Annotated in this window: 28 protein-coding genes and 1 tRNA gene; 2 read left to right on the top strand and 27 right to left on the bottom strand. The window is 34.9% G+C overall.

The genetic code is table 11. The annotated features are described in order from the left end of the window. Nucleotides 1-6 precede the first annotated feature (6 nt). From STRUR_RS04030 to STRUR_RS12175, 18 genes are all read right to left on the bottom strand, one after another. Nucleotides 7-1,905: a DUF859 family phage minor structural protein gene (locus STRUR_RS04030; protein WP_006739570.1), complete on the bottom strand. Its 1,899-nt coding sequence runs from the start codon at nucleotides 1,903-1,905 to the stop codon at nucleotides 7-9. Further along, nucleotides 1,905-4,160 carry a hypothetical protein gene (locus STRUR_RS04025; protein ID WP_006739235.1) on the bottom strand — a complete coding sequence of 752 codons (2,256 nt, stop codon included), beginning with the start codon at nucleotides 4,158-4,160 and terminating at the stop codon, nucleotides 1,905-1,907. The genes STRUR_RS04030 and STRUR_RS04025 overlap by 1 nt, the downstream gene beginning before the upstream one ends. Next, the gene (locus tag STRUR_RS04020; protein WP_006739190.1) at nucleotides 4,160-5,728 is read right to left on the bottom strand and encodes a phage tail family protein; all 1,569 of its coding nucleotides are present in this window, start codon (nucleotides 5,726-5,728) and stop codon (nucleotides 4,160-4,162) included. The genes STRUR_RS04025 and STRUR_RS04020 overlap by 1 nt, the downstream gene beginning before the upstream one ends. Then, the gene (locus tag STRUR_RS04015) at nucleotides 5,728-10,524 is read right to left on the bottom strand and encodes a tape measure protein (RefSeq protein ID WP_006740474.1); all 4,797 of its coding nucleotides are present in this window, start codon (nucleotides 10,522-10,524) and stop codon (nucleotides 5,728-5,730) included. The genes STRUR_RS04020 and STRUR_RS04015 overlap by 1 nt, the downstream gene beginning before the upstream one ends. Before the next feature lie 206 nt (nucleotides 10,525-10,730). Next, nucleotides 10,731-11,099 carry a phage tail tube assembly chaperone gene (locus STRUR_RS04010; protein WP_006738967.1) on the bottom strand — a complete coding sequence of 123 codons (369 nt, stop codon included), beginning with the start codon at nucleotides 11,097-11,099 and terminating at the stop codon, nucleotides 10,731-10,733. Nucleotides 11,100-11,160: 61 nt separating this feature from the next. After that, nucleotides 11,161-11,772, bottom strand: a complete 612-nt coding sequence (locus STRUR_RS04005) for a phage tail protein (protein WP_006738595.1) — start codon at nucleotides 11,770-11,772, stop codon at nucleotides 11,161-11,163. Nucleotides 11,773-11,783: 11 nt separating this feature from the next. Then, on the bottom strand, nucleotides 11,784-12,155 hold the full coding sequence (locus tag STRUR_RS04000) for a DUF806 family protein (protein ID WP_006739905.1): 372 nt from the start codon (nucleotides 12,153-12,155) through the stop codon (nucleotides 11,784-11,786). Further along, a complete protein-coding gene (locus STRUR_RS03995; protein WP_006739581.1) occupies nucleotides 12,155-12,577 on the bottom strand; it encodes an HK97-gp10 family putative phage morphogenesis protein in 423 nt (140 codons plus the stop codon). The genes STRUR_RS04000 and STRUR_RS03995 overlap by 1 nt, the downstream gene beginning before the upstream one ends. Beyond that, entirely contained in the window at nucleotides 12,577-12,930 is a 354-nt protein-coding gene (locus STRUR_RS03990; RefSeq protein ID WP_006740318.1) for a phage head closure protein, read from the bottom strand. Before STRUR_RS03990 ends, STRUR_RS03995 begins: the two co-directional genes overlap by 1 nt. Beyond that, nucleotides 12,930-13,244, bottom strand: coding sequence for a head-tail connector protein (locus tag STRUR_RS03985; RefSeq protein WP_006739848.1), 315 nt, complete (start codon nucleotides 13,242-13,244; stop codon nucleotides 12,930-12,932). The genes STRUR_RS03990 and STRUR_RS03985 overlap by 1 nt, the downstream gene beginning before the upstream one ends. Nucleotides 13,245-13,261: 17 nt before the next feature. After that, nucleotides 13,262-14,482, bottom strand: coding sequence for a phage major capsid protein (locus STRUR_RS03980; RefSeq protein ID WP_006740305.1), 1,221 nt, complete (start codon nucleotides 14,480-14,482; stop codon nucleotides 13,262-13,264). A 12-nt stretch (nucleotides 14,483-14,494) separates the two neighbouring features. Next, the gene (locus STRUR_RS03975; RefSeq protein ID WP_006739864.1) at nucleotides 14,495-15,187 is read right to left on the bottom strand and encodes a head maturation protease, ClpP-related; all 693 of its coding nucleotides are present in this window, start codon (nucleotides 15,185-15,187) and stop codon (nucleotides 14,495-14,497) included. Then, on the bottom strand, nucleotides 15,174-16,343 hold the full coding sequence (locus STRUR_RS03970) for a phage portal protein (RefSeq protein WP_006739089.1): 1,170 nt from the start codon (nucleotides 16,341-16,343) through the stop codon (nucleotides 15,174-15,176). The genes STRUR_RS03975 and STRUR_RS03970 overlap by 14 nt, the downstream gene beginning before the upstream one ends. Before the next feature lie 14 nt (nucleotides 16,344-16,357). Continuing rightward, nucleotides 16,358-16,579 (bottom strand): DUF1056 family protein, encoded by a 222-nt coding sequence (locus STRUR_RS03965; protein WP_406874633.1) that lies wholly within the window; start codon nucleotides 16,577-16,579, stop codon nucleotides 16,358-16,360. After that, nucleotides 16,569-18,431, bottom strand: a complete 1,863-nt coding sequence (locus STRUR_RS03960) for a terminase large subunit (RefSeq protein WP_006738819.1) — start codon at nucleotides 18,429-18,431, stop codon at nucleotides 16,569-16,571. The genes STRUR_RS03965 and STRUR_RS03960 overlap by 11 nt, the downstream gene beginning before the upstream one ends. 60 nt (nucleotides 18,432-18,491) lie before the next feature. After that, nucleotides 18,492-18,563 (bottom strand) — tRNA-Lys (locus tag STRUR_RS03955). A 150-nt stretch (nucleotides 18,564-18,713) separates the two neighbouring features. Beyond that, complete coding sequence (locus STRUR_RS03950) at nucleotides 18,714-19,175, bottom strand: phage terminase small subunit P27 family (RefSeq protein WP_006740512.1); 462 nt, start codon at nucleotides 19,173-19,175, stop codon at nucleotides 18,714-18,716. A 180-nt stretch (nucleotides 19,176-19,355) separates the two neighbouring features. Next, the gene (locus tag STRUR_RS12175; protein WP_006739368.1) at nucleotides 19,356-19,874 is read right to left on the bottom strand and encodes an HNH endonuclease; all 519 of its coding nucleotides are present in this window, start codon (nucleotides 19,872-19,874) and stop codon (nucleotides 19,356-19,358) included. A gap of 206 nt (nucleotides 19,875-20,080) precedes the next feature. On the opposite strand from STRUR_RS12175, the gene STRUR_RS03940 reads away from it, so the two are divergent. Further along, nucleotides 20,081-20,266, top strand: a complete 186-nt coding sequence (locus STRUR_RS03940) for a type II toxin-antitoxin system HicA family toxin (RefSeq protein ID WP_001132272.1) — start codon at nucleotides 20,081-20,083, stop codon at nucleotides 20,264-20,266. A 52-nt stretch (nucleotides 20,267-20,318) separates the two neighbouring features. Then, nucleotides 20,319-20,696 carry a type II toxin-antitoxin system HicB family antitoxin gene (locus STRUR_RS03935; RefSeq protein WP_000964195.1) on the top strand — a complete coding sequence of 126 codons (378 nt, stop codon included), beginning with the start codon at nucleotides 20,319-20,321 and terminating at the stop codon, nucleotides 20,694-20,696. A 356-nt stretch (nucleotides 20,697-21,052) separates the two neighbouring features. On the opposite strand, the gene STRUR_RS03930 is transcribed toward STRUR_RS03935, so the two are convergent. The 9 genes from STRUR_RS03930 to STRUR_RS03885 all read right to left on the bottom strand — a co-directional run bounded on the left by STRUR_RS03930 (nucleotide 21,053) and on the right by STRUR_RS03885 (nucleotide 24,507). Then, nucleotides 21,053-21,487, bottom strand: a complete 435-nt coding sequence (locus STRUR_RS03930; RefSeq protein WP_006739139.1) for an ArpU family phage packaging/lysis transcriptional regulator — start codon at nucleotides 21,485-21,487, stop codon at nucleotides 21,053-21,055. A 474-nt stretch (nucleotides 21,488-21,961) separates the two neighbouring features. Further along, a complete protein-coding gene (locus STRUR_RS03920) occupies nucleotides 21,962-22,159 on the bottom strand; it encodes a hypothetical protein (RefSeq protein WP_006740510.1) in 198 nt (65 codons plus the stop codon). A 1-nt stretch (nucleotide 22,160) separates the two neighbouring features. Next, on the bottom strand, nucleotides 22,161-22,697 hold the full coding sequence (locus tag STRUR_RS03915; protein WP_006740126.1) for a DUF1642 domain-containing protein: 537 nt from the start codon (nucleotides 22,695-22,697) through the stop codon (nucleotides 22,161-22,163). Then, nucleotides 22,694-22,993: a hypothetical protein gene (locus STRUR_RS03910; RefSeq protein WP_006740398.1), complete on the bottom strand. Its 300-nt coding sequence runs from the start codon at nucleotides 22,991-22,993 to the stop codon at nucleotides 22,694-22,696. Before STRUR_RS03910 ends, STRUR_RS03915 begins: the two co-directional genes overlap by 4 nt. A 3-nt stretch (nucleotides 22,994-22,996) precedes the next feature. Beyond that, nucleotides 22,997-23,218 carry a hypothetical protein gene (locus STRUR_RS03905; RefSeq protein WP_006738885.1) on the bottom strand — a complete coding sequence of 74 codons (222 nt, stop codon included), beginning with the start codon at nucleotides 23,216-23,218 and terminating at the stop codon, nucleotides 22,997-22,999. A gap of 3 nt (nucleotides 23,219-23,221) precedes the next feature. After that, nucleotides 23,222-23,488 carry a hypothetical protein gene (locus tag STRUR_RS03900; protein WP_006740509.1) on the bottom strand — a complete coding sequence of 89 codons (267 nt, stop codon included), beginning with the start codon at nucleotides 23,486-23,488 and terminating at the stop codon, nucleotides 23,222-23,224. Between the two features lie 41 nt (nucleotides 23,489-23,529). Next, on the bottom strand, nucleotides 23,530-23,883 hold the full coding sequence (locus STRUR_RS03895) for a hypothetical protein (RefSeq protein ID WP_006739257.1): 354 nt from the start codon (nucleotides 23,881-23,883) through the stop codon (nucleotides 23,530-23,532). After that, entirely contained in the window at nucleotides 23,870-24,316 is a 447-nt protein-coding gene (locus STRUR_RS03890) for a RusA family crossover junction endodeoxyribonuclease (protein WP_006739605.1), read from the bottom strand. The genes STRUR_RS03895 and STRUR_RS03890 overlap by 14 nt, the downstream gene beginning before the upstream one ends. After that, a complete protein-coding gene (locus tag STRUR_RS03885; protein WP_006739915.1) occupies nucleotides 24,313-24,507 on the bottom strand; it encodes a hypothetical protein in 195 nt (64 codons plus the stop codon). Before STRUR_RS03885 ends, STRUR_RS03890 begins: the two co-directional genes overlap by 4 nt. Nucleotides 24,508-24,518: the final 11 nt, after the last annotated feature.

Raw genomic sequence — 24,518 nt, 5'->3', positions numbered from 1 at the left:
TCCTTTCTAAGATGGATAAGTATCATTTGTGATATAAGTGATCGTTCCATTCCAAATTTTTGTACTTGTTAAGTTATTTGTTAATTTAACTTGTCCATTATTCAACAAGTGTAAAACTGCTGTGCCTTGAACACTAGCCCCACTATTTGCGACTATAGGAAAAGGGGTTTCAATAGCTGGTCGATATCCTAAAGGAATGGTTTCATTCATTAAACTATATTCATATGATCCAACATTTGCACCTGAACGACTAATAACAAGTGTAACCATATTTCCCTTGCGCAAAGCTTGAGCTGACAAGCCAAAAGGAAAACCAAAAGTGGTCCGTTTAGTATCAGTCATTAATATTTTAGATGCAGTTACTGCTGATGTTGCATCTATACTTGTGACAGATACATCTTTGAAACGAGGACTTGAATCTGGAGTGACAACTTTAATATCAGGCAACCATTTCCCTTTATCATCTGTCAATTGTTTTAACTGAATGAGCTTACCATCATGATAGATACCACCTTTTGCAACATCTAAGACACCAAATTCGCGTGGCTTTCCTATTCCCATACCATTTTTATCATAAGAAAATACTACCTTTTCAGACGTTACTGTTGTTTTAAAGGTTACTAATCCACCTAAACTATCAGTCAACACTCCTATAATATCCCATGAGGAATTCGCTACATAAGTTCCAGCAAGATTTGCTTGCGAGTTGGTTAAACTACTTATTGCCGACCATTGTCCAGAAGCTTGGCCGTTATCTGTTGTGTATGCTTCCTTATTATAGGGTGATACCTTAAAAGTAAGTGTCATTATGTTTTTTTGTGCGCCGTTTACTGTTAAAGGCGATATTTGGGCATTTCTAGTAACAGTTAATGTGCTTGATGTACTTCCAGTTCTTAAAACCGAATAATTTAATTGAGGTGGCTTATATTCAAGAATGGTTATCGTTTTATCAAGTGGCTTACTCTCACGACCTCTTGAATCTGTTACCGTCGCCCTAACTGTAAAAGTACCGGAAAAATTAATTAATCCAAATACGCCACCGTCTGAACTGACTGACATGTCCTTACCAACTATTTCAGCTTTAAAACTACTTATTGTTGATTTATTGACACCGCTAGCACTTCCAAGATTGGCTTTAATTTGTGAGTATATTTGTACAAAATAATTTGAATCTGTTATTAACTTAGAAACTGTTGCATTAGTTTCAGTAAGTGTAAAACTACTAATGGTCGGAATTAACGTACTCGGGACATTAACATTCATAGATGTAGAATTAGTCCCAAGCGGTGTATTTCCTGCATATGTATCAACATATATCGTAACAATACCACTTATCGAATTAGGCAAGTCATTCGCAAAGCTTAGAGGCACTTGCCAATTTGTAGATGTCGTAACATTTTGAGCAATTACTCCTGTTTTGCCATTAAACTCGTATCTCACCGTATGAGTATAAGAGCTGTCTGACGGGGTAATCGTAATCGTAGCATTGCTTCCTAAATCGGTGGTCGGTGCTGAAACTGTTGAAGCTCTTTTTATTTGAGGTAAGTCCCCACTTAATTTAACAGTCGCACTTCCATAGTTTGAGAAACCACTATAAACAGTTAAAGAAATATCAACTTTCGCATTTCCTTGTGAATCGTGATTAATCGTATATTCTTGATACCAAAGTAAAATTTTTGAATTACTGCCTATGTTAACAGTTACATTATTGATAGCCCCACCACCATTAAGATGAATAGTAACGTTTCCTGATCCTCCTGAAATATTACCTCCATTACCCATGATTAGATTGGTCCAAACACGAATTTTTGACTGGTTTTTAACTTTATCCTGCGAGACAACCCCGTAGAGACCTTCGAGTTTTAAAAGTTTACCATAAGTGCCGTTAAAATTACTCGTTGCCATTAACTTCCTCCTACATATCTCATGACATTCATGTCTGGATTAATCACGTATTGTTCTTCACGATAACGCCCAATCTGGATAGTTTTTGAGAAGATACCATTTTCGATATGAATAATCCCTTGTGAAATATACATTACTTCATTACCAGCAGAAAACATTGAGATTCTATCATTACTAATTAACATTGATGAGTTACTGCCACTTTTACCAATACTAATACCTTTAGCTGATTGACTGATATAGGTATCGAGATAGTTGACAGTTGATTTAACATCGCCTAATTGTGTACCTAATACCTCAACACGTTGAGACCATTCAATAAGACTTTGTTCAGCCTCTTGCTTGTCATTTTCGTTTGCTCTAACATATTCATTATAAGCGAGGACAATTTGATTAAGCGTGTCAGCACTAACTTTTGCATTCAATTCAGCTTTTGCAAGTTCTGCTTGTTCTGATAAGGCGTCAAGTTGTGCCTGTGTTAATTGGTTATCTGCCTTAGTGTTAATTGTATCTGTTAATTTTTTAAGTTTTGCATCATCTAATAGCCCTGTATCACCTTTTTCGCCTTTAAATCTAGCCCAAGTGTATTTAGTTGGGTCATCAGATGAAATCGGTAAAAAATCGGAGTATTCACCACGATAAGAACGGCCATTACTTTCAGTCAAACTAAAGTCTTGCTTTCCATCTAAACTATTAGCATAAGCGACATGTAAGTAAGATGATTTACCGTCAGAACCATCAGTCATATTGGTAAACGTTATTTCACGGGTTGCGACTAGTTTATTATCGATATAAGCATCAACTGTAACAGTTAGAGGTGTCTCAGCAGTAATTGTTGAGCCATCAACTACATATGATGGACTTACTGATTTAATTTCATTGCCAACAATCCATCTCCAATCACAGCTTATTACTTTATTTCCTCTTTTTAGGGTTGGTGTGATACGAGATAATCCATTACCATTTTTAAAAGTAGTTCCATTATTTGTGGATAAATCAATAGTATATGGCAATCTATTATCAATCAGCTTTTGTATTTCTTCAGCTAGAGTTGAATCAATGCCATTTGATAATCTTAGATAGTTACTGAAAATAATACTATCTGATTGTGGATTAGAAAATGATTTAATTTGTTCTAAAATACGAGCATTTAAGACCAAACCATCTGTAAAATATCTAATATCTTGTAATCTAATAACATCCCCTAACGATAAGTCACTATAAGAATTTATAGCTAAGGCATTTACAATTGCTGTATACGTATATTGAGGATATGAGAATTGTTTCATTTGTCTAAAGCCATAGCTAGCTAAATCTTCTTCGGTTGAGTATTCCGTAACAAATTCACGTTTAGTCCATAAATCAGAACTACCTTCAGCAGTTGGATATCGTTTCGCAGCAAGTGGAGCATAAATAGCTGGATTTCCCTTACGTGTGTAAAATTCTTCTATACCGTCATTATTTTTATCACTTCGCTCTAAATTAGTTAAATCAAAATTTTCACTTTCTTCAGTTGCAGAATCTCCATCACCCTTTTTTACCGTTCTGGTCCCTTTGAAAACTCCCATTGTATATTGCTGAGTCCTATCAGAAACAACTTGAATACTATTTAAGTTTTCAGGAAACCTTAATAAAATATCATTTCTTGTTCTTCCTACTCCGTTATGACTATCATCATGGGCATGATAAAAATTGTAAATATGTTTTTCAGTTCTACCATCTGAAAAGGTTTTAAGGTCAAATTCAATTTCAGCATCAAATTGACTAACTAGAGAAAGTAATCTAGCAAGTTTTGTTTCTTCTGTGCTATCAAAAGTTAGAGTTCGTTTCCTATCAGAAATCTCATTCAATCCAATGTATGCATTAGCAAAAGATAAAAGATCCATTTTTTGACAGTATTCTTCAATAGTCATAGCTTCGGTAGCTGTATAGGGTTGAGCGAATTCATTATTTAATTCTAAATTTAAACTGTTACAATTAAAGGTCATTGTAAGGCTGTCTTCTGTCATAGTCATAACATAGAATTTAAATGTTTTTCCCTGGTAGACAAAGCTAAAGTAACAAGAATCATTAAGATACTTTACATCTGGATGTAACATCCCATTAGTTACTTTTGATACGGTAAAATCAAATGTAGAACCACCAGAACTTAAATATCTATGCCAAATATCATTTGAATAGTGTAGCATATCATAAATATCATTATTCATAGATGCTACTTTAACTCCGTTAGAATTATGTATAGCAATTTGCACTATATTATCCTCTCCTTCCACTTAAAAGATATGGTTGGAGGAGATGTTACCCAATCTGAGGTAAAGAAATGTATTTCACTCGTTCCCGTTGGTATTGAAAAGAATTCCGAACCTGGAACAAGGGGAGAAAAATCTTCTATATTGCTAATAACTATTTTTCCTTTTTCATTATCAATAATTACTTGACTTCCAGTTCCAAATCTATTTGGAATATCTCTCATGAATTCAACTTTATTCTTTTGATATAAAAATTCTTGGAAAAACATCAAAGTTGCTCGTGGCCTATTTCCTCTTGCCTCAATAATAAGATGAACCTTAGCCGACTTTCTTCCTTTTATCTCAGGACATACTCTCTCATAACGTGAACCAAACCAATAAAAGCTTAGATTTTCATCCTCTCTAACGATATCTGACCAACCTCTTGATGAGTTAAAAGGATTATGATAATCACTTTCATTAGCTTCAAATTTAAATGATTTTAATAATTTATAACTACCATCAGCATATGAACCAAAGCAATTGTAATTAACAGACATCCCATCACCTAGTTTCAATGTCTCAACACCATATAAAAATTTATCATTTTCATCAGTAACCACTACTTTCAGACCGCCTGCTTGACTCATTAAGCCAAGGACATATATCTGACGCCACCATATATAATCATGTAGTGATCCTTTGTTCCCTTCTGTATCTGCAGGAATATCCCAAGTTAAAGAACCTCTTAAATCTGAACCACCAAACGCGGTTGTCGACCTGTCAATAGTAATACTTTGTCTACCATTCCAATTTTGGATTCCTATATTACCATTGAAATTACTTTCATTCATTGATACATTAGTACCTTGATTAAAAGTAGCTTTCTCAAACCCAGCTTTAAATCCATCGTTTCCTCTAAAATCTAAAAGTCGTTCTGATTTTTGATCGGGTGTCACATCCTGTTCCCCTTTATTACCAATTTCAACAATGCTATCAGCTCCTACTAATCCAATATAACCATTCTCTGAATGATGCGTAATTGTCACTATTGGATTAGTTTCTGCTGAACCATAATTATTTAGAGTAGCTTTAAAATGATTTGGAGAAATCTGAACAATTTCTCCAAATTTACCATTTTGTTCCGTAGTGACTTCTGAATAATCATCCCTCTCTCCGTATATCTTTGGAATTTCGAATGAAATAGTACCAGAGGCTGTAAATGGCGAAGTTGAATAATCAATAATCGGAGATACTTTACTATTTTGAATAGCTTCCCAACTGATATTAGAAAAATGGCTAAAAGTTAATTTCTTAGCATTTCTAGTAGATAATAAACTGTTTATTGTATTTGAAACTTGATAGAAGTAATCTATCGTTCCAGTCATTTTAAAAGAAACTGACAATGTAGCAATATTATAATTGCTATAAAGTAACTGTTGCCCATATCTATTTATACCTTGATCTAAATAAGTATTGGAAATAGTTGAATTATTAACTGGAGGAACATCGTTAATGTAGAATCTTCCTCCTGGAATTTTATCGATTTCATCATTGATGTTTATCCCATCATATGTTAATTCAATTCCCATTAACGAATTCTCCCTTCTAATAGTGCTTGCCGTTTTGTATGAAATTCATTAGCTACTGTTTGATACGGTGCTAAACCAGTCGCAAATGATTTCCCATCTATGATATTTTGAATAACTTCTTGTTTGTCTTGGCCCACTAGTAATTGTCCTAAAATAGAAATGACTGTATCTAATTTTTTAGCTAACACAGACTCACTTTCTGAGCTTGATGTTCCTTTTATTTTTGATTTTTCTTCACCAACAAATTGACCGACTACTTCAGCAAGTAAGGTCCAAGCTCTGCCACGTTTTGCAGTATCAGTAGGAATAACATATTCAGGCATGTTACCTTCGGCTAATTCATAGACACCATGTTTAGATACTAGTCCGCCATTTGCATAACCATATGAAGCCACTCTATTAAAAGCAGCATCTGAAGTTCCATAACGATGTTTGATATAGTTAATCGCCGCTAAAAGGTTGTCATAGCCGTTTCGAATGTTATTATGTCCTGATAATTTGTAAGCTTCAAAAGTTGGCCCTATGGTCTGCATTAAACCTATTGATGGATGTCCTGCCATGGCATTACTATCCCAATTGTTTTGAGCATTTGGATCTCCATTTGACTCCCGTTGAATAGTAGCTAAAATTTTAGAAATTCTAAAATCAGTTGGCTCTATTCCATTAGCTTTTAAAGCTTTAATAACCGTATTTCGCCATCTTGCCGCACCTGTACCCTGAATATTACTTTCTTCACCGCCAGCTGGATTTAATAATGGTCCTAAATTTTTCTTAATCCAATCGAACATACCACCAACTTGACCTTTAATTAATTTTTGAAGTGGTGAATTTTTATCCTTTAATGGCTTACTATCTTCACTATTCCCAGCTCTAACGCCAAAATCAAGGAATGTCGCGGCATGAGAAACTGGTCTTCTACTATATTGATGATATAACCCATTATTATTAAAGTTATATTCTTCTCCATCGTATGTATTACCATGTACAGCTGTAACAAAGTCAACGTGATTACTAGATGTCGGACTACCAGTATATACTGCTACTGTTCCTGGCTTAGGAGTACTTAAATGTGGAACTCTAGCATTTACCCACTGGTTACCATTACCAAGATGGCTAAATAAGGCAGGATTAACGCCTAAATTTGCTAAGCGACTGGCTACAAACGAAACACATTCTCTGAAATAATAGCCCCACGGATCAGCACCAGCATCCTTTGCCATATTTTTAAATCTGTAATCATCTCCAACTGCTCCCATCGCAACTGTTCCTTCATCAGTGGCAGATTGTGCCATAGACCAAAGTTCTTTCCACCAATTTTTAGATTCTTTAATTGGAGTTTTAAAGAGTGCATTTCCAAGTGGATTAAATACCGCTGCTAATTTATTAGCATTTGGATTAAACTTTTTAGATAATGTTCCTACAGGGTCCTTAACTGCATCGCCAATAAATGACAGCATTTTAGTAAATTTTTCAGCTGTATCTTTAATACCATCCCAAACATTTCCAGCTACTGATGTCGTGCTATCCCATAATCTAGACCAAAATCCTGTCCCTTTTGCAAATGGGATAGATTGCATGGAAGCCAACATTTTCAATTCAGTAGCATTTAACACTTCAGTACCTGGCATCAATATTCGATTGATATTACGACCATTTAATACTTCTAACTGTCCGTTAGGATGTATTAAGGCTTCTCTATTGTCCGTTTCAGGACTATCATTACCATCATTTAATAATGCCAAAGTAGGCCTAGTAATAGGGCGTCTAATGGAATCTGTAAATCCAGTACCACTAGCAAACTTAACTTTTGGGATATGCTTAATTGCATTATTAGACCCGCCAAAATCAGAAATCAAACTATTAATACCATCAATTCCAGCATTAGGAATTTTAATCACAGCATTAATACCATCTCCAGCTAGTCTCTTCAATCCAGACCAAAGTTCAGAGAAACCTTTTTTAATTTTATTCCAAGTATCCTGAAATTTATTACCTATTTTGTCAAGATTTTCAAATAGTAATCCTTTAATGTCCTTACCAAATTTCTTTTTAGTAAGCTCATTCATATCATCCCATCTATCAGATAAATAATCTCTTAAGCTTTTCCATGACTTATTCCATTTGTTATGAATATCCTCTTGCTTCTTTCTAATTTCTTTAGCAAGTTTATCAGTACTTTTCTTAGTATTATTATTGATCTTATTCCAAGTTTTTGAGGCAGATTTTTTCACATCAGTCCAATGCTTACTCCAATCTTTACCTATTTGTTTTGTTTTCTTGGAAATACCATTTTTCATATCTCCAACGAAACCAACAATATTTTTAATAAACTTACGGAATTTAGGACTTTGTTTATACATTAATGCAAATCCTAAAACAACTGGATTAGTAAAGATTAGAATTTTACCGATAGTTGTCATGACTTTTTTAATGATTTTTCCAACATTCACGAAGAACCCGACGACTTTCTTAGCCCCATTTTTGATAGCTTTAATGAAGTTCTTCCAGCCTTTAGATAAGCCACTAAACTTATTTTTAAGCCATTTAATAGCAACGCCGATACCATTTTTGACAGATTTTGCGATCCCATCTACAAACTTCTTGAATTTCTTATTATGCTTATAAAGCATCACGAAACCTGCGATAAGCGCTGCAATTGCTACTACAGTAGCTCCGATTGGGTTAGCAGACATTGCTGCATTCAATGCCCATTGTACTCCCATTGCAACTTTTTGAGCTGCTGCAGCTGCTTTTTGTGCAACAGTCATAGCCAACGTAGATTTTTTCATAAAGTTGATGGCTTGAGCAACTTTCATTACCCCTGAAGCCACTTTAGAACCAACGAAGTACATCGCAAACAAAGAACCAACTGTTTTAATAGCTGTTTTATGTTGAGCAATGCTACCCAATGCCTTGGATAGTGATGTGACTGGGACTTTAGCTTTTTTCCCGTTCCCGGCCATCGTTCCTAACGCACCAGCAACACCTTTAATCATGGCTACTGCTGTTTCCCAAACACCTCCAGCAAAGTCTTTGCCAATGCTGAAAAGTGCAATTAGACTATCTTTTGCTTCCTTGAAAAAAGCTACAATTTTAGGTGCGTTTTTAGCAATGCTCTTGCTTAGTTTATCGACAAGTTTATTAAGACTGTCCATGAAGCCGTTAAGCTTATCTGTACCATTTCCGAGGTTAAACACCTTAGAAAAGGCATCCATGATAGTACCCAGACCCTTGGAAACGTGCTCTCCAAGCTCTTTGAATTTGCCTTCAGTGTTAGGATCAGCAACCCAGTTCCCAATCTGTTGTAAGAACGGATTCTTCATTTTATCGATTGGCCCACGGAAAGCAGCAACTACCGCTGGCATACGAGACTGAATAGTTCTTTCAAGGCCACCAATGGTAGTTGAGAAGTTAGCAGTGGCATCCTTGTACTTGTCTTGCAACTCAAACAAGGCTTTCTGTGCCATTTCAGCGGTAATCTTACCATCGCTTTGCAATTTGGCATATTGCTCTTGGGTTATGTTAGCAATGCCCAACTCTTGCCCAGCAACTTCTTTCAACTGATTCTTCATTTCAGGGAAGACGTTGATAATGGACATCATATCTTGTCCTTGAACTTTACCATTAGCAATCATTTGAGCCCACTGAGTACTAAAATTTTCAACTGCAGCATCTGTTTGCCCAAACGCATCTTGGAGTGTCAAAATGGCTTGTGTTTGTTGCTTTGTAAGTTCAACATTATGAGTAACAGCATAAAATTTTTGATTCATGCCATCAACCATTTCAGTAGAATTAGCTGCTGCTTGTGCCATTTGGTTTGTAATATCAACCATCTTTTGGCCTTCTTTAACATTCCCAGTTAAGGTAAGCCATGTAGCGTTCATTGTTTGTTGATATTTAACATATTCACTACTTGAGCTTATCAAGTCATCAATTTTTCCTCTTATACTACCTAAAATGTTTTGAAAACCATTACTAATAATATTTGCTGCAAAAGTAGCACTGAAAATGCCTTTTAAACGTGAGGTCTTATGTTCAGTTTCATCGACTTTATTATTAAGCTTTGTAAAACTGTTTTTAAGTTGTCCCACTAAACTTGAAGACTTATGACTCTCTTTAATTTCAGCATTTAGCTTGTCCATGCTTGACTTAGCTTTTGCAATACTTGTTGCTGTTTCATCTAACCGTTTCTTTTGTAGCTTATACTCATTGCTAGTATTACCTGAATTTTTAGCAACCTTTTTAAGCATATTTTCTTGAACTTCATATTGCTTATTCAAGTTATTAATAGAACTTTTTAAAAGTTTCAGTTTTTCTTGCTTAGCTTCCGATTGCTTTCCTTCAGCTTTTAAACGATTTATATAAGTTTCAGATAAATCTACCTGTTGCTTATATTCTTTTTGCAAGTCACCAAGACCAGATTTATAATAATCCATGCTTGACTTAGCTTTTTGTTGCTGTACTTCCAAAGAAGATAGTTTAGTTGTAGCTTGGTCGATTTGTTGCTGATATTTTAAATATTGTTCAGCTGTTTCAACTGTATTTCCTTTTAGTTCAGATTGCTCTTTTCTAAGTTTTTCAATTTTTTCCTGTTGATGTTGAATAGCGTTTCCTAAACCATCATATTTAGCTTGGGCAGCACCTAGATAGTCACCAGTAGTACGTAACTGACTTTCCTGAGCTTTCCAGGCACTTGTTGCACTATTAACTAATTGAGTAATCCGTTTAAGGGAATCAGATGCCTGTATCGTATTAAGAGCTATTTCAGTTGACATCGTAGCATTTACTTTCACCATAATAATTTCCTCCTTTCCTTGAAATTACAGAAGAGACATTGGATCGCTTTCTCTTTCGTCCACTTCCTTAGCTTTTAATATTGTCAACAGTTCATAATAATCTGTATTATTATATTCATCTAATGTCCAACCAAAATTAATCAAAGATTGCTTAGCAATAATTTTTAGATCCTCAATTCTATTTTCAATATCAAAAATTTGCTCGCCTATGCTTCTTTTACTTCTTTTTTTGGGTCATCAATACCTGATGCCTCTTCTAATTGCTTATCTGTTAAACCATACATATAACCAACAAGTTTTTCTGAAATTTCTTGTGTTCTTGAATAATCAATATCAAGTAACTTTTCATATGCTTTATCATCTAAATTTAAAATTGATCTGATAAAACTAAGCATTTCATTTAAAACATGATAACTAGCATCAGCTTGTGCAATAGTATCTTCTTCATCAATACCATCACTTGCTTTTAAAACAGCTAATTGATATTTATGCATTCTCATGACATTACGATTACTTGTCAATACTTGAAAGGGTTTCTTATCTATTTCAGGAATTTTAATTGTTTTGATTTCCACTATTCATTCTCCTTATACTAAATATAAAAATAAAAAGGCCACATTAAATGCGACCAAAAAGTTATTGAGCTTGATTTGCAGTTGCTGCATAACCACCAAATACTTCTTTAAGCATACTTGATTTATCAAAAGAATTAGCCCCTGAAAAGTATTTCTTAATAGGTTCTCCACCAAAGGAAATTGATGATAATGCATTGTAGGTAATATTATCATCTTGACGAGTTTGAGCAGTATCTGTATCAGTACCTACATTTTGTGTTGACTCTTGCATAATACCATTCGCAAAACCAAAATAAACAGAATTCTTACGATCTAATGTCTCTGACTCTACAAGCATTGCAACATGTGGCTTGTCTTTAGTCAATACGTATCCGCCTTTTTTATCAGAACTAAAGCCTAATAATTTTTGCTTGATTTCAAAATCAAGGTTATTAAAATCAAGAGCTACAGCAGGAGAACCTGGTGCAACTATAACATCTTGAACAACATTATTTCCTGATATTTTTGTAGCTGTTCCTTCCAAATTTGAAATATTTGCTGTTTTAGTACCTAACATTGTACTATCAACTTCAATAATTCCACCAGTGGATAAACCTTCTTCTCCTTTAAGTAATTTCTGTGTTTTAGGGTCAACTAATGCTAGTGTAACCATTTTTAGACCAACAATTGCCATATTTTTCTCCTTTAAATTATTTTTTTATATGCAACATAAAAGACCGCCGTCATCTGTAATGTATCGGGGTCTATTGAGTGTTCTCTTATATCTGTGATGTTATAGTGTTCCGAAACAAGAAATTTCATCAGTTTTGTCTCAAAGTCTTCTAAATCAAAATTAATATTCAATTTATAAAAAATCTGAACTTCAATTTGATAATTTTTTCCAAAAAAAGTATCATTTCCAAATAAATCAATAGAGGTGTCCGCTTCTCTTAGCAACATTACTGTCTTATCTGTATTTTCTTGAATTTCTTTTGGTAAGTTGTTTACATAAACTTCGCTTATTTCACTAAATTCTTTACCTAAAAGTAAATTCTTCAATGCTATTGTTGCTAACATTATTCAGCACCTTTCTTTCTCAAAATTTTTTCATATTCTTCTTTTTCAGCTAAAACTACCTTTTTTTGGACCGATTTATCATTTTGAACATTTGTAACAAAATGATCAGCTGTATATTTTTTAGTACCATCGTTTAATCTTCTTGCATTTTGAGCATGGTATTTATTTTCCCAACCAACAGTTGATTTCCCATTTTTAGTACCATCCACACTTGTTTTCTGGATAGCCAGACTATCAGCCATATGGCCGTAAATCGGATCTTTATGACTTGAATAGTGCTTTTCTTTAGTCACTTTTGCAAGCTCATTTTTAAAAACTTCAGCTCCAGCCTTTGTGATTTTAGATTGTTCAGTAATAGATAAACTACTAAAATTTGATACTGATTCAAGCCATTCTTTTAAGGCTTCATCTAAACCAACCATTAGCTATGGCCTACTTTCTTCGATCTTTTCAAAGTTAAAAAGTCGTATTTATTAAAACCAAAATTCTCATTTGGACTAATCTTAATAATATCGTATAATGTCCCGTTTAAATCAACAACTTGCCCTTCTATGACTTTTACATTATGTCTAATTACAATTACTCTTGTTTCAATCTCACCAGCTGAAATGGCTAGATATTCCTGATTTAAAGTTCGTGTATGTGGTTTATAGTGTAGAGTAAACTGCTTTAAGAAACTTGGCATGCTAATTCCTGTGTAAGGATTAGTTGATGATTCATAAGAACCAAAGTCTGCCTTTAGTCTGAAATCTGTTGGAGAATATCTCTTTGTCATTAATTAATCTCCCCTTCACTATATATAGAATACAATCCTCGTAATTGACCAATAATACTGTTTACAGTCAGATCAATAGGATAAGTAGTTGTATCTGACAAAGCAATCCTATAGGTATAGTATGTGCTTGCTAAGGATAGTACAGCCGTATCATAAAGGTAAGTCACATTTTCTTTACTATAAAACTTATCATCCCCTCCAACAGCATTTTTTATAAAAATTTCTGCAGATTTAATATAGTTTGGGATTAGCTCAATATCATCACTTTCATCCAAATTTAAAGTCAATATGACATCATCCTTTTCAACGGTCATTATTTACCCCCCTTTTTTTATCCAGCTGTAGTTGCTTTTACGTTACCTTCTTGATCTGCTACAGCTTTAAATGATGCAGCAACTAAAGCATCTTTATCTACTACTTGAACATCAAAGCGATCAATAACACGAAGTTTTGTTTGATTACGATAGAAAGCATTACCAGCTTCAGTAGAAGTTGCAAGTGACATATTTTGACGATCGAATAAAGTTGCATAAGCTTTTGTATCACCAAAGTATAATGGATGAGTGCTAGTTGCTGTATCTGGTAATTGTACATCATTAATTTCTTTAATAATTTTACCTTCCATTAAGTATGTATCTGGACGTGTAACATCTTTTTGAAGTAAATAATCACCATTAGCATTTTTTACTTTTGCAAGAATTCTAATTCCTGAAGTATTTGTAATCCACATTCCATTTGGTCGAAGCGCTGGATCAAGACTATAAAAAACATCTTTAATATCATCAAATTTTGTCACATTTGGCTTTCTTGGAGTTTTTCCAAAAGATGCTAAAATAGCTGTATTACGAGTGACAACTACCTTTTTAGCAATTTCATTAGTTAACCAGGCTAAAATGTTTTCAGCAGAGTCAGACAATAGATTATTTGTCACTGTTAAGATACCCGCGTAGTCAGCAATAAGATATTTAACAATATGAAGTTTAGGACCTTCTAATTCTGTAATATCTGTGTCTTCATCATTTAGTTTAACAAGAGGTGTAATTGTTGTAATAGAATTAATATTACGAGAACCTTCTTTGACTGATGTATTTTCAACAGTTACTAAGCTTTGAAGATTTTCAAACTGACGTGTCAATTCCATAATAGCAGTACGGATATCTTTAGGAATTGTAAGTCCTCCATTTCCTTCTGTATCATCTGCTTCACCTGATGATACAAGATGTGGTGTTGCTGGACTTGAAGCATTTGAAAAAGGTTTCCCTTTAATCATATTTTTAAAATTAGAAATAAAGGTATTTTTTAAAGTTGTTTCTTCTTCTGTTAGAGTTGGTTTTTCTTTCATTTCTACAACTTCTGAAGCTCGAGCCTCTACATATTGCTCCTTAAACATATCACGACGAGTTTTTGCTGTATCACGCGCATTTTTAATTTCTTGCAATTCTTCAGCAGATACAGAATCGTCTAGAAGAGCTGCATTCAACTTTTCATTCATATTTTCTACTTTATCTCCTTCAGCAATCCAAAGGTCATGTAGTTCATTTGATGTTTTCATATTAATCCTCTCTTATTTTTCAAGTAAAATAGCCAGTTTACGATCTCTTAATGAGTTAGTAGGCTGGCTTGAATGTTTATTTAATTTATCTTTTGCGATTATATTTTTAAATTTATTAAGTGCTGCTTTAGTTGGTAAAACATGCGTAGTATTCTCAAAAGTATGAGTACTATCTTTCTCATCTAGAAACATAATTTCATCTATAAAGCCTTTATCTAATGCATTCTTAGCATTTAACCATGTTTCTTGAGACATTAAATGTAATAGATCTGTTTGTGCCATTCCAGTTTTCATTTCATATGCACTAGCAATTGATTCATCAATACTATTTAAAATCATTGATTCATGTTCAAAATTATCACTATTCCCAGCGGAAATAGTTGAAGCTTTATGAATCATGATATGGGCAGTAGGACTCATTCTAACCGTATTACCAGCCATAGAAATAACACTAGCTGCTGAAGCTGCTAAACCTTGAATATTAACAACAATATTTTTCTTAGAGCTTTTCAGCATTGTATAGATTTCACTAGCAGCAAACACATCTCCGCCATTTGACGCTACATCTAATATGATTTCATCATCTTCATCATTTTCAATTGCTTGCTGAATCTTTTTAGGATAAGTACTAGACATCCCAAACCAATCATAAAATTCACCAACATCATTTGAGACAATATCACCTTTCACATCAATCTTTCCCATTATCATCACCTCCTTTCATAAACTTATTATGATTATTATCATTTCTGCCTTGTGGTAATTCTTTTGGAACAATTTCTGCTTGTTGTAGCATGTATAGACCTTGATTTTGCGCAACAACACCATTCTTAACAAGTTCATTAACTCGCTTTATGTAATTTGAACCTGTAGGATCTACAGCTGGAAATAAATCAGTATCAATATCACAATTTAATTTATGTAACAATTCGCTGATAACTGGCCGTAAGTACCTTGCGACAGCCTTAGCATAAATATTAGAACTCATTTCAAGTGATGATTGTTGATCTCCTTGTCCTCCTACTACATTCTCTGGAATACCATAGACTTTTGCAAATTGTCCTGTGGTCCAATCTGCTTGATTAAGTAGCTGTGCCACGTTAGATTTAATTTCTAAAGGTTTAAAGTCCTCTAAATCATCTAAAACTAGAGGGCCACCATTCATTTGCTTCATGGCTTGTCTAGCACGTGATTGTTTAGTTCTAAAATCTAATAGTCCTCCACCCTTTATTTTCAAGATACCATTTGCATTTAATGCATTTTTTAGTGAATTTAGTGTTAGGTGATCACTTGCCTTTTGAATATTAAGCTCACGACTTAGTGACATCAGCGGACTAACGCTAGATTTACCACCATCAACAGAAAGTAATCGGAAATGTAATACATCATTTTGTGGGACATGAATCTTTGGCTTTGTTTTTGGATTATCAAACGAAATATTGTAATAAAGCCCATTTTCATAATCTAGTGGATTAAATGATATTTGTGATGGTCGTAAATATTCCCATTTAATGTCTCGACCATTGTTATTTCTCCATCGATAGGCAAAGGCTTCTCCACCTAATAATAGCTGTGCAAATATTGACTGATAGAAACCAAATTGATTTGCCGTATTAGTAGGATTATCAATAATTCCTTGAAATTGCTTTTTCGATGCAGTTAACTTAACTGTTGCTAAATCATTTGATAACTGATTAATAATCGAAAATAAATCAGAGTTTTTTAAAGCTGCACTAGCAGACACCCACTCATTCCCACTAAGATTAGGCTTTAGAAAGTTATAGTCATCTATATTAAAGAATTCTCCATCTAATTTTGGTGGATCTTCAGTTATTTGATTTATAAAACTAAAAACTGGCACACTATTTCCCCCTTCTATTCAGGCAATTTATTAATATTTTTCCCAGATAATAATTCACTAATTAAACCAGCTAAAATAAAAGTAATTGTCATACTAATACCAAATGCAATATGCTGTTGATAATATGTGGTTAAATTAACTGTAACTGCTGCCAAAACAAACATAATAATGTCAAAAATTGCCCAAATTACTTTAAAAAATTTTACAATCATATCTTTTATACCTCTAATATTCATCTAGCATGCCACTATCAGGATTTTGTAGCCAGTTTAAAACAGCTTCCTGTGACATATGTTCTACTTTCCATGTGGGATTATTCGTAATTGCATAGTCTTCAAATGCATACATCCCATCGTAAAAACCATCTATAAGCGCATCTACTACATCAATTTTATACGTTGACTTCATTTTATCTACTTGAATACCGATGTTGTCCTCTTTGATAACGGCATTTATCAAGGCTTTACGCATGATTTCGTCATCAAGGCGTGTAATATTGCCTTCGATAAATAGCGTTTGAAGGAATTTAGTAGGGTCTTTTAATTCACTGGTACGCTGTCTAATTGGCATCAAAGGGAAACTTGTATTAGATTCTAACGCTTTGATTATTTTAGATACCCCCATAGCGTCATAACCAAAAAAGACAACGTCAAGTGCATTGTCTTCAACATAATCTAAAAACCAGCTATAAACTTCCTCGGGATTGATAAGCCCCTGCGGATGGCTTGTGATGGTACAGTAACCTTTCTGTTCTAAATCACGGTAATTCACTCCATCCTGCTCCATTTTAGCTTCAAGCGACCCCGCTTGTTGCCAAGGAATGAAACTGTGTTGCTCAATATGCCATTTTTGGCTACCATCTTCTCCTAAATATGGATATACAAAGCCAATTGCCGTGTTATCGCTAAACATTGAAGCGTCAAGACCAACATAGACACGTTTACCACGTATATCAAATTCAGGGATAACCGCATTTTCTATATCTTTCAAATCTAAGAAGCTATTAGAATCAGCATTTAACCAGCAATTCATATTCTTGACTTGGAAATCTGCTAATTTACTCATAAGCATTTTCTTGTCACGTTCAGAAAGTAATCCTTTCATAAGGCTGTCTTTTAATTCTGGGTGATTCAAAAGCGGATTGCTTTTCGACCAAGTTTCAGGTTGGAATGTTTCTTCTAGACTATCCTGCGACCAAATCAAGCAAAGCTGGTCGTCTCCTGCGCGGTCAAAGTCCCGCTCCATAATTTCAATGAGTTTCTTCTGCTCTTTGTGGAAAGGTACGTTAGGCACTTGATACGCTGTAGATATTTCAATAAAGCGTGACCCCTCTGTATTGACTTGCCCAGAAGTTATTTTGGATATTCCCTCATCGCTGCGAAGCTCTCCGACCTCATCAGCCACCGCAAGTTTAAAGTGCTTACTATCGAATTTCCCAGATTCAAAAGAAATGGTTTGAATGCTATTGCTGTCTGCGGTTGCTTTTATTTCTCTAGTATAAAGCTGTAAGCCTATTTCGGTAGCCAACGACTTAAATGGTTCATTTTCAATAATGCGAGACATCATAGACTTAACATACGTATAGAGCTTCATTGTCTGTTCAAAGTTCAAGGAACTCACCAAGAAATCTTGGTTACTTAGCCCAATAGTCTCAATCAAGAAAGAATAGTTAAGGCTAATCCCCGCTATCATTGTTTTACCTTGTGCGCGCGCCATTGAAAGAATGATGTTTACGTATCTAGGCAACCCGTCTAAGTCTAACCATGCGAAGAGCTGGCTGAATATAAACAACTGCCAATTCATAGGTTTTAGCTTTTGGCTTAAATCATCAACGTTAGGCACCAACGACAAGAATTTTAAAAAGCGATTGAATGCGTCAATAGAATACACATAAGGGAAATCCTCTTGACCTTGCCTTTGTAAGTCTCGGAGGTGTCGGAAACAAGCTAACTTGATATAGTATCCAGTCACTATTCTTTCGTCTAATACATCAAAACAATATTGCGTCCCTGCGTCTTTGTATTTTTTTTGGACAAAAGAAAAATCAATACTTTTATAAGCACCGATTACGTCTTTTGTTTTTGTCAAATCAATTTTAGTTATGTTCCCTCACCTCCTAAAGATAAAATTTTAAACATCACTTTTAAAATGGTTCGGCGGGATTCGAACCCGCGCTTCTGGATTAAAAGTCCAGCGTGCCCCCTCACTCACTTCAAACCATCTGAAATTGCTAGTGCTAAAAGGATACTTGCTAGCAGGATAGGCTCAACCTCTATCGCCTATCGTTTTTTGAGACGCCAGTTGCAAGACGCTTAATCTCTTCCTGTCTATTTTAGGTTGTAGACTGTGCAACCAACCCAACCAAGGTACTTATTTCCCTAAAAATTCTTTCAGCATTTCTGCGGTTGAAACCTTGTTCGTGTCTTCCCCAGCGATTTCCATGAGCTCCTGACGGCCTTTAGGCGTTAGACCCAGTTGCACACCGATTCTGTTTAGGGTATCAACTGCATCTTTCATTGTAGCAACGGCTGGATTCTTTCTAAAACCAAGCGACTGTTCCCCCAAGATTTCGCCCGAACCTTGCGCCTGGATAGGCTTTGTTATTTCCTGCTGAATACCGTTTACTTTGATGTCTTCATAAGCTGCCTTGTATATTTCGTAGTTCGTGCAGTACGTTTCCACTAGAAAGACATCAATGCGCTGGACCTTCTCTGTGCTTTCTAAAAAAGGAACGATTTTGCGCCAAACCTCCTTGGCAACCGTCCCTAAATAGTTTGGAGGGTCGCTGGGTAAACGCCCTTTGTTCTGCCGATAATAAGGATTTTTAACCAAGCAACTTCACCTCCTAATCCGTCCCCCATGACACCCCTTAAAAATCTGAAAAATTGGTCTGCGATACAAGAAAACACCTTGTCGTGGCTCTCCTTGCCCAAAAAAGTAGCCCGGGGGTTAATTTTAAACCGTCTCGAATGTTATTATACACGAAACATTTAAAACGTCGCTACGGGCATTTTAGATGCCTTCTCGAACGTCTTGATTTCGGGCTATTAATTTGGCCCATTGATTAACAGAAAGTCTAATAGCAGTATTTTTATGTTCATTATTCTGACCCGTACCATATATTTCCTGCTCTAGTTTCGTTTTAATGTTATGGCAAGCTCTACAAGTTACTACTAAGTTATCCTTATGTAATCTTAGTTCTGGCGCTATCTCTATAGGCGTAACGTGGTCCACCGTCTTACTATTAGGTGTCACTCTCCTATTAGCCATACAGTATTGGCATAAATAATATTGCTCATTTAGTATTGCTTGTCTCATATCAACCCAAGCTTTAGACCTATAGAACTTATATTGTTCTATCTTATGATTGTTTCGATTGCGTGTATACTTATTATATCTACTACGACTAGCACGTTCATTTTGCTTAGCTATATAACGTTCTTCTTGACCTCTATGTCTATCACAAAAATAATGTGACTGATCTACTAATGTGTGACATCTATCTGCTTTACATCGCCTAACCTGTGGCATGCTTCCTCCAATAGCTAACTAAAGTCGCATAAGGTTTGCCATCCTTATACACCGTATTTACTTTCTTATCCCATTGGGATTTAACATATGGATATTTATTAGGTCTCATAATTCCTCCTCAATAAAGTAAGTATTTTATGCGCATTTTGCTTGACAAATATATCTTTTATGTGTATAATATAAGTATAGAAAGTGAGGTAAGCAATATGCCAATGACCCCTAAGCAAATGATTAAATTGCTTAAAAAGAACGGGTTTTATGAAATTAGTCAAAACGGTAGTCATAAAAAACTTCGTGATGACTTAGGACACCAAACAATCGTTCCAATGCACAATAAAGACCTTGGTAAGGGTCTTGAAGATACTATCTTAAAACAAGCGGGTTTGAAATAATCCGCTTAACAAGATGGCTTGCTTATCTCACAATAATCAAAGGAGAATTATTATGTTAGTTTATCCAGCTATATTCACACAAGACTCAGATTATATCATGGTTACATTTCCAGATGTCCCTGAAGCAATCACTCAAGGTGAAGACTTTCAAGAAGCTTACGAAATGGCTGTCGAAGTCTTAGGTTTTGCCCTTGAGGATTATACTGACTATCCAAAGGCGAGCTCCGTTTCTGATTTAAAAGAACAGTATCTTGGTTCTGATATTGCTTTAATTGGCATTGATATGATTGCCTACATGAAAAAATATCACTCTAAGAAGGTACGCAAAAACGTGACTATTCCTGAGTGGTTGAACAACGCAGCCGAAGATAAAAACCTCAACTTTTCTCAAGTCCTTACTGAAGCACTTGAATTAAAATTACAAGCATAAGAGCCACATTGTGGTTCTTTTTTTCCATAATAAAAAGCCACCACATAAGTGATGACTAATTTAATTGAGATAGCAGGATTCGAACCTGCAATATCATAAGATGCGTGCATATGACATTTCCTTACGTCTCAACAACTCTCTTCACATTTGCGACTTACCCGACCGGTTCAACCGAGTAATTTAACACCTTTAACGCAAAGCTACTAAGCTTTAGTAAAATAACAAGTTTGATTGTAGTTAAAGTTGGCGACTAAATAAATAGTCAGTGGGTAAAATGGTTATCTCTTCTTGTTATTTTGATAGTACCATAATAACATGTAAAAATATGTATCAACTATCTTTTTACTGTATAAAAACTAGCTAAAAACTCCTTGCTCAACAATCAACGATCCCTCTCTATATAGCTCTGCAAAAGCTAGCAAAGCAATGTCAAGCGTGTCATAGTAAAAGCTTTCTGACATACACAATTCTGTATAAATAACCTTGTCCGCTTTTTTATAAGGCGCTAAGTATTTGTCATACAAAATCCTGCGTCTCTCTGGCTCTAGTATCATACTGACAGCCTGCTCAATCGCATCCAATTCCTGTTCTGCTGATACACGATTAAGCGCTAGTCTCTCAACAGGCTTGCTAGGGACTCCATGTGGTTGCCTTGGCTCAAATGAGTAAGTAGCTGTAACTTTTTGAGTATCTACGTCATTAGCTATCCTCCGCCAGCGTGGATACTCTCTCAATTTACGCTTGGCATTGGATTTTGTTTTTTGGATATCAATCTCTGGAAAAAACGTCATGAAAGCCCCCAGTATGGTATAATATTAGTGTTGATAATATTTCTGAAGGCGTTCCGTGTGGACGTCTTTTTGTTTTGTGGAGAAAAGCCCTCTCTTCCGTTTTTTATTTTGACACAGGCGCACGATGTCAGTGTTAAAGCATTAGTAGCGCCTTGAATAATGACAGATGGCCGATAATCTGCGTTAGATTTTTTTTTGGTGTAAGGAGGTGCTCGTTTCTATTTTTTAATTTCGGTCTATGCCTCGTGGACCTTTCACAATCCACAAAGCTGATAAAAGGTTGAAGGCTTCTAGGGTAAGTTTAGGGACGATTCCAGGTCCTAACCCCACAGAGCCATTGCAGGCTCTTGAGCGCTTGCGTGGGTTATAAATCCATTAGATACTCAATAATTTTTGCCACTAAAACATACCACACCATTATTGTTAAAAACAAAAACGCGACTACTATTGCGGCTAGTAAGCCAGCTAAAAAAATCATTCCGTAACCTCATTAATTTCAACATAATTTATCTTGTTTGGGTTTATCAGTATTTTCCCGTTTTTTGTGTTTACAGAAAACATTTTTTTACGTTTTACAGAGTTAGCAACGAGGTATTCTAGTTCTTCCCTTGAGCTATTGTAACTACTTATAAACGTAAGCTTATCTATAACTATTTTAAATTCAACTGTCATTCTATTCTACCTCTTCTCTAAACTGCCAAGCCCAGTCGAAATCTTTGCGGATTTCTGTTTCTGTGAGCCATAAACATTTATTTTTATATGGATTGAATTTTCCTTTGCAAATTAATATTTTCCCAGCGTTATCATCCTTGCACAAAAATATTTTATTGTCACCTTTTACGTTCGGATTTGGAATCTCAACAACATACAACTTCTCTTTTTGGACTGTGTATCCGTAAATAAGAGCGTTAACTAAATCTTTCTTTAGTTTTCCATCATCAAGGTTACTGATTTTTATTTTTTGTCCTGTATTAGATTCAAATACTAATCCATAACCCCAACCTTGTCTCGTTATGTGGTAAAGTTGGTTAGGTAAATTGTAAGGAAATTCATTCTTCAATTCCTCCAACCATTCTGCATGTTCTTTTTTTAAGACTGTTTTTGGTTGGTCTAGTTCGATTTGGTCGAGAATATTAAAAATTCCTGACTGTTTAATGACAACATCTGCTAAATCTCTTTTAATCGCTTGTTTCGCTTCTTCAATATTCATTTGCTACCTCTTTCGTTGATTTCTGTAACACTTACTTTATCCATATAAACTACACCTCTGAAACCAACTGTTCTTTTGTTACACGCTTCTTTCCGTTTTCTATGCCATTCATTAGCTTCATCAAATTCTTTCCAATCGGGGAAAGGGAAAAGGTTTGCGTCATATCCTAAAAACACTAGGGTGTCCTCAGTAGAAGTTCCTTCGTCTAAAAGCCACTCCTCATCACACATGTGATGTTTATTGTGGTATACTACAAAACCTGATTTGTACTTTTCTATAACTTCTTCTCTAGTCATAACCTATCCCCCATTTCCAGTATCTGGTACTTCTAGCTCGCACCAGTAAAAATCATTTGCAAAACTTTCTTCTAGCTCTGCCTCGCCATCTCCATAAATAAAAGTATCAATATGAAAGTATCCATCTGCATAAACTAATAGTGGGACATCATAATCAGGTAAATCTCCGCACCATTGAAAAAATCCATTTTTGTTTGGTTTTAAATAAGTATGTTTCCAATTCATTTTTTATCCCCCATTACCTGTTAATTCTGCAATTCTTTTTGTCTGTCTATCTCTATCCTCGCTAGCGCGTTTAAGCTGCTTTTGTGTCCTACTTAGCTGTGTCCGCAATCCTGTAATTTGCGGTTCATAGTGGTTTTGTAAGGCTATACTTATCATCAGTAACATAAGAACCGCTGTCATTAAGATGACGATTACGTCAGCCTGTTTATACAGCCTGTCATCTTGTCTCTTTATCGTATCTAGCAGCGGTTTTATTAGTTCTTCAGTCATTCAACCACCTCTTCTATCCACTCAATAACATCTAAAAACATTTACAATCCCATTTCTATTGCTCTAGCAAGATATTTTTTTCTTAATTCTTTACGATAAATTTTTCTATCTATGCCCTGTTTTAATGCTTCCCATTCTTCAATAACATGACTATTTTGATCTAGGTCATATTTAGCGTTGTTAATTGAATATTGCATGTACTCATCAAACTTATCTGCATTTATAAGTGGTCTCAATTGCCATAAAACTTTCGGTGTTGCGATATATCTGTTATATCGACAATTATTTATAGATAGCTTTAAACGCTGCACATCTTTTTCATCGTCAAAATGTTCCCTTAATCGTTTAACATAATGACCATCAAATTCACTACAAAATTCATCAATTAATGTCAATTTGTGTTATCTCCATTTCTATTCTTGGGTTTGGACTATACAGTTTTTTTGCGTGTAATTCGCATACTAAATTGTCATCTTTCCATACAATTTCTGACTTACTAATTGAGTCAAAAACTGCTTTAATTAGATTATCTATGTCAATTTTTTTATCGTGCCATATACGCTCGCTTATGAAATTCTGATATATTTGTCTAGCCTTACTTCTGGAACGTTGTGTAGGCTCTTTAGAGACCGTTTTAGGTGCTTTCATGTAGAAAGTAACTTCTACACTAGTTGCACCATCAAAATAGTCCCCATCATAGTTTTCTATAATGTATTGTGTGACTCTTTTTCGCCACTTTGCCATATCTGGGTTTTCATATGTTCCAAACTTACTAAATCGTGGTCTCATCTGTGGCTTAGGCTCTATTGGTATATTCAATTTACTCAAATTTCATCCTCATATCCTATGAAAACTGCTTCTCTTTTATGATTTCTTTTTTTGTATGTTGGGCTGCTTAGAAAAGTTATTGTCTTTTCTTTAATTCCAAGCCTTTCAGATAATTCTTTTTTAGTACCTACATCGATAAAAACTTCATCATCATATATGGCATATAATCTTTGTCTATATCTATCAGCCATGCCATCACCTC

The organism is Streptococcus urinalis 2285-97, from assembly GCF_000188055.2.
In the GTDB taxonomy this organism is placed as follows: domain Bacteria; phylum Bacillota; class Bacilli; order Lactobacillales; family Streptococcaceae; genus Streptococcus; species Streptococcus urinalis.
Note: the sequence above shows the minus strand (reverse complement) of the source record. Positions and strands in the feature narration are given on the sequence as shown.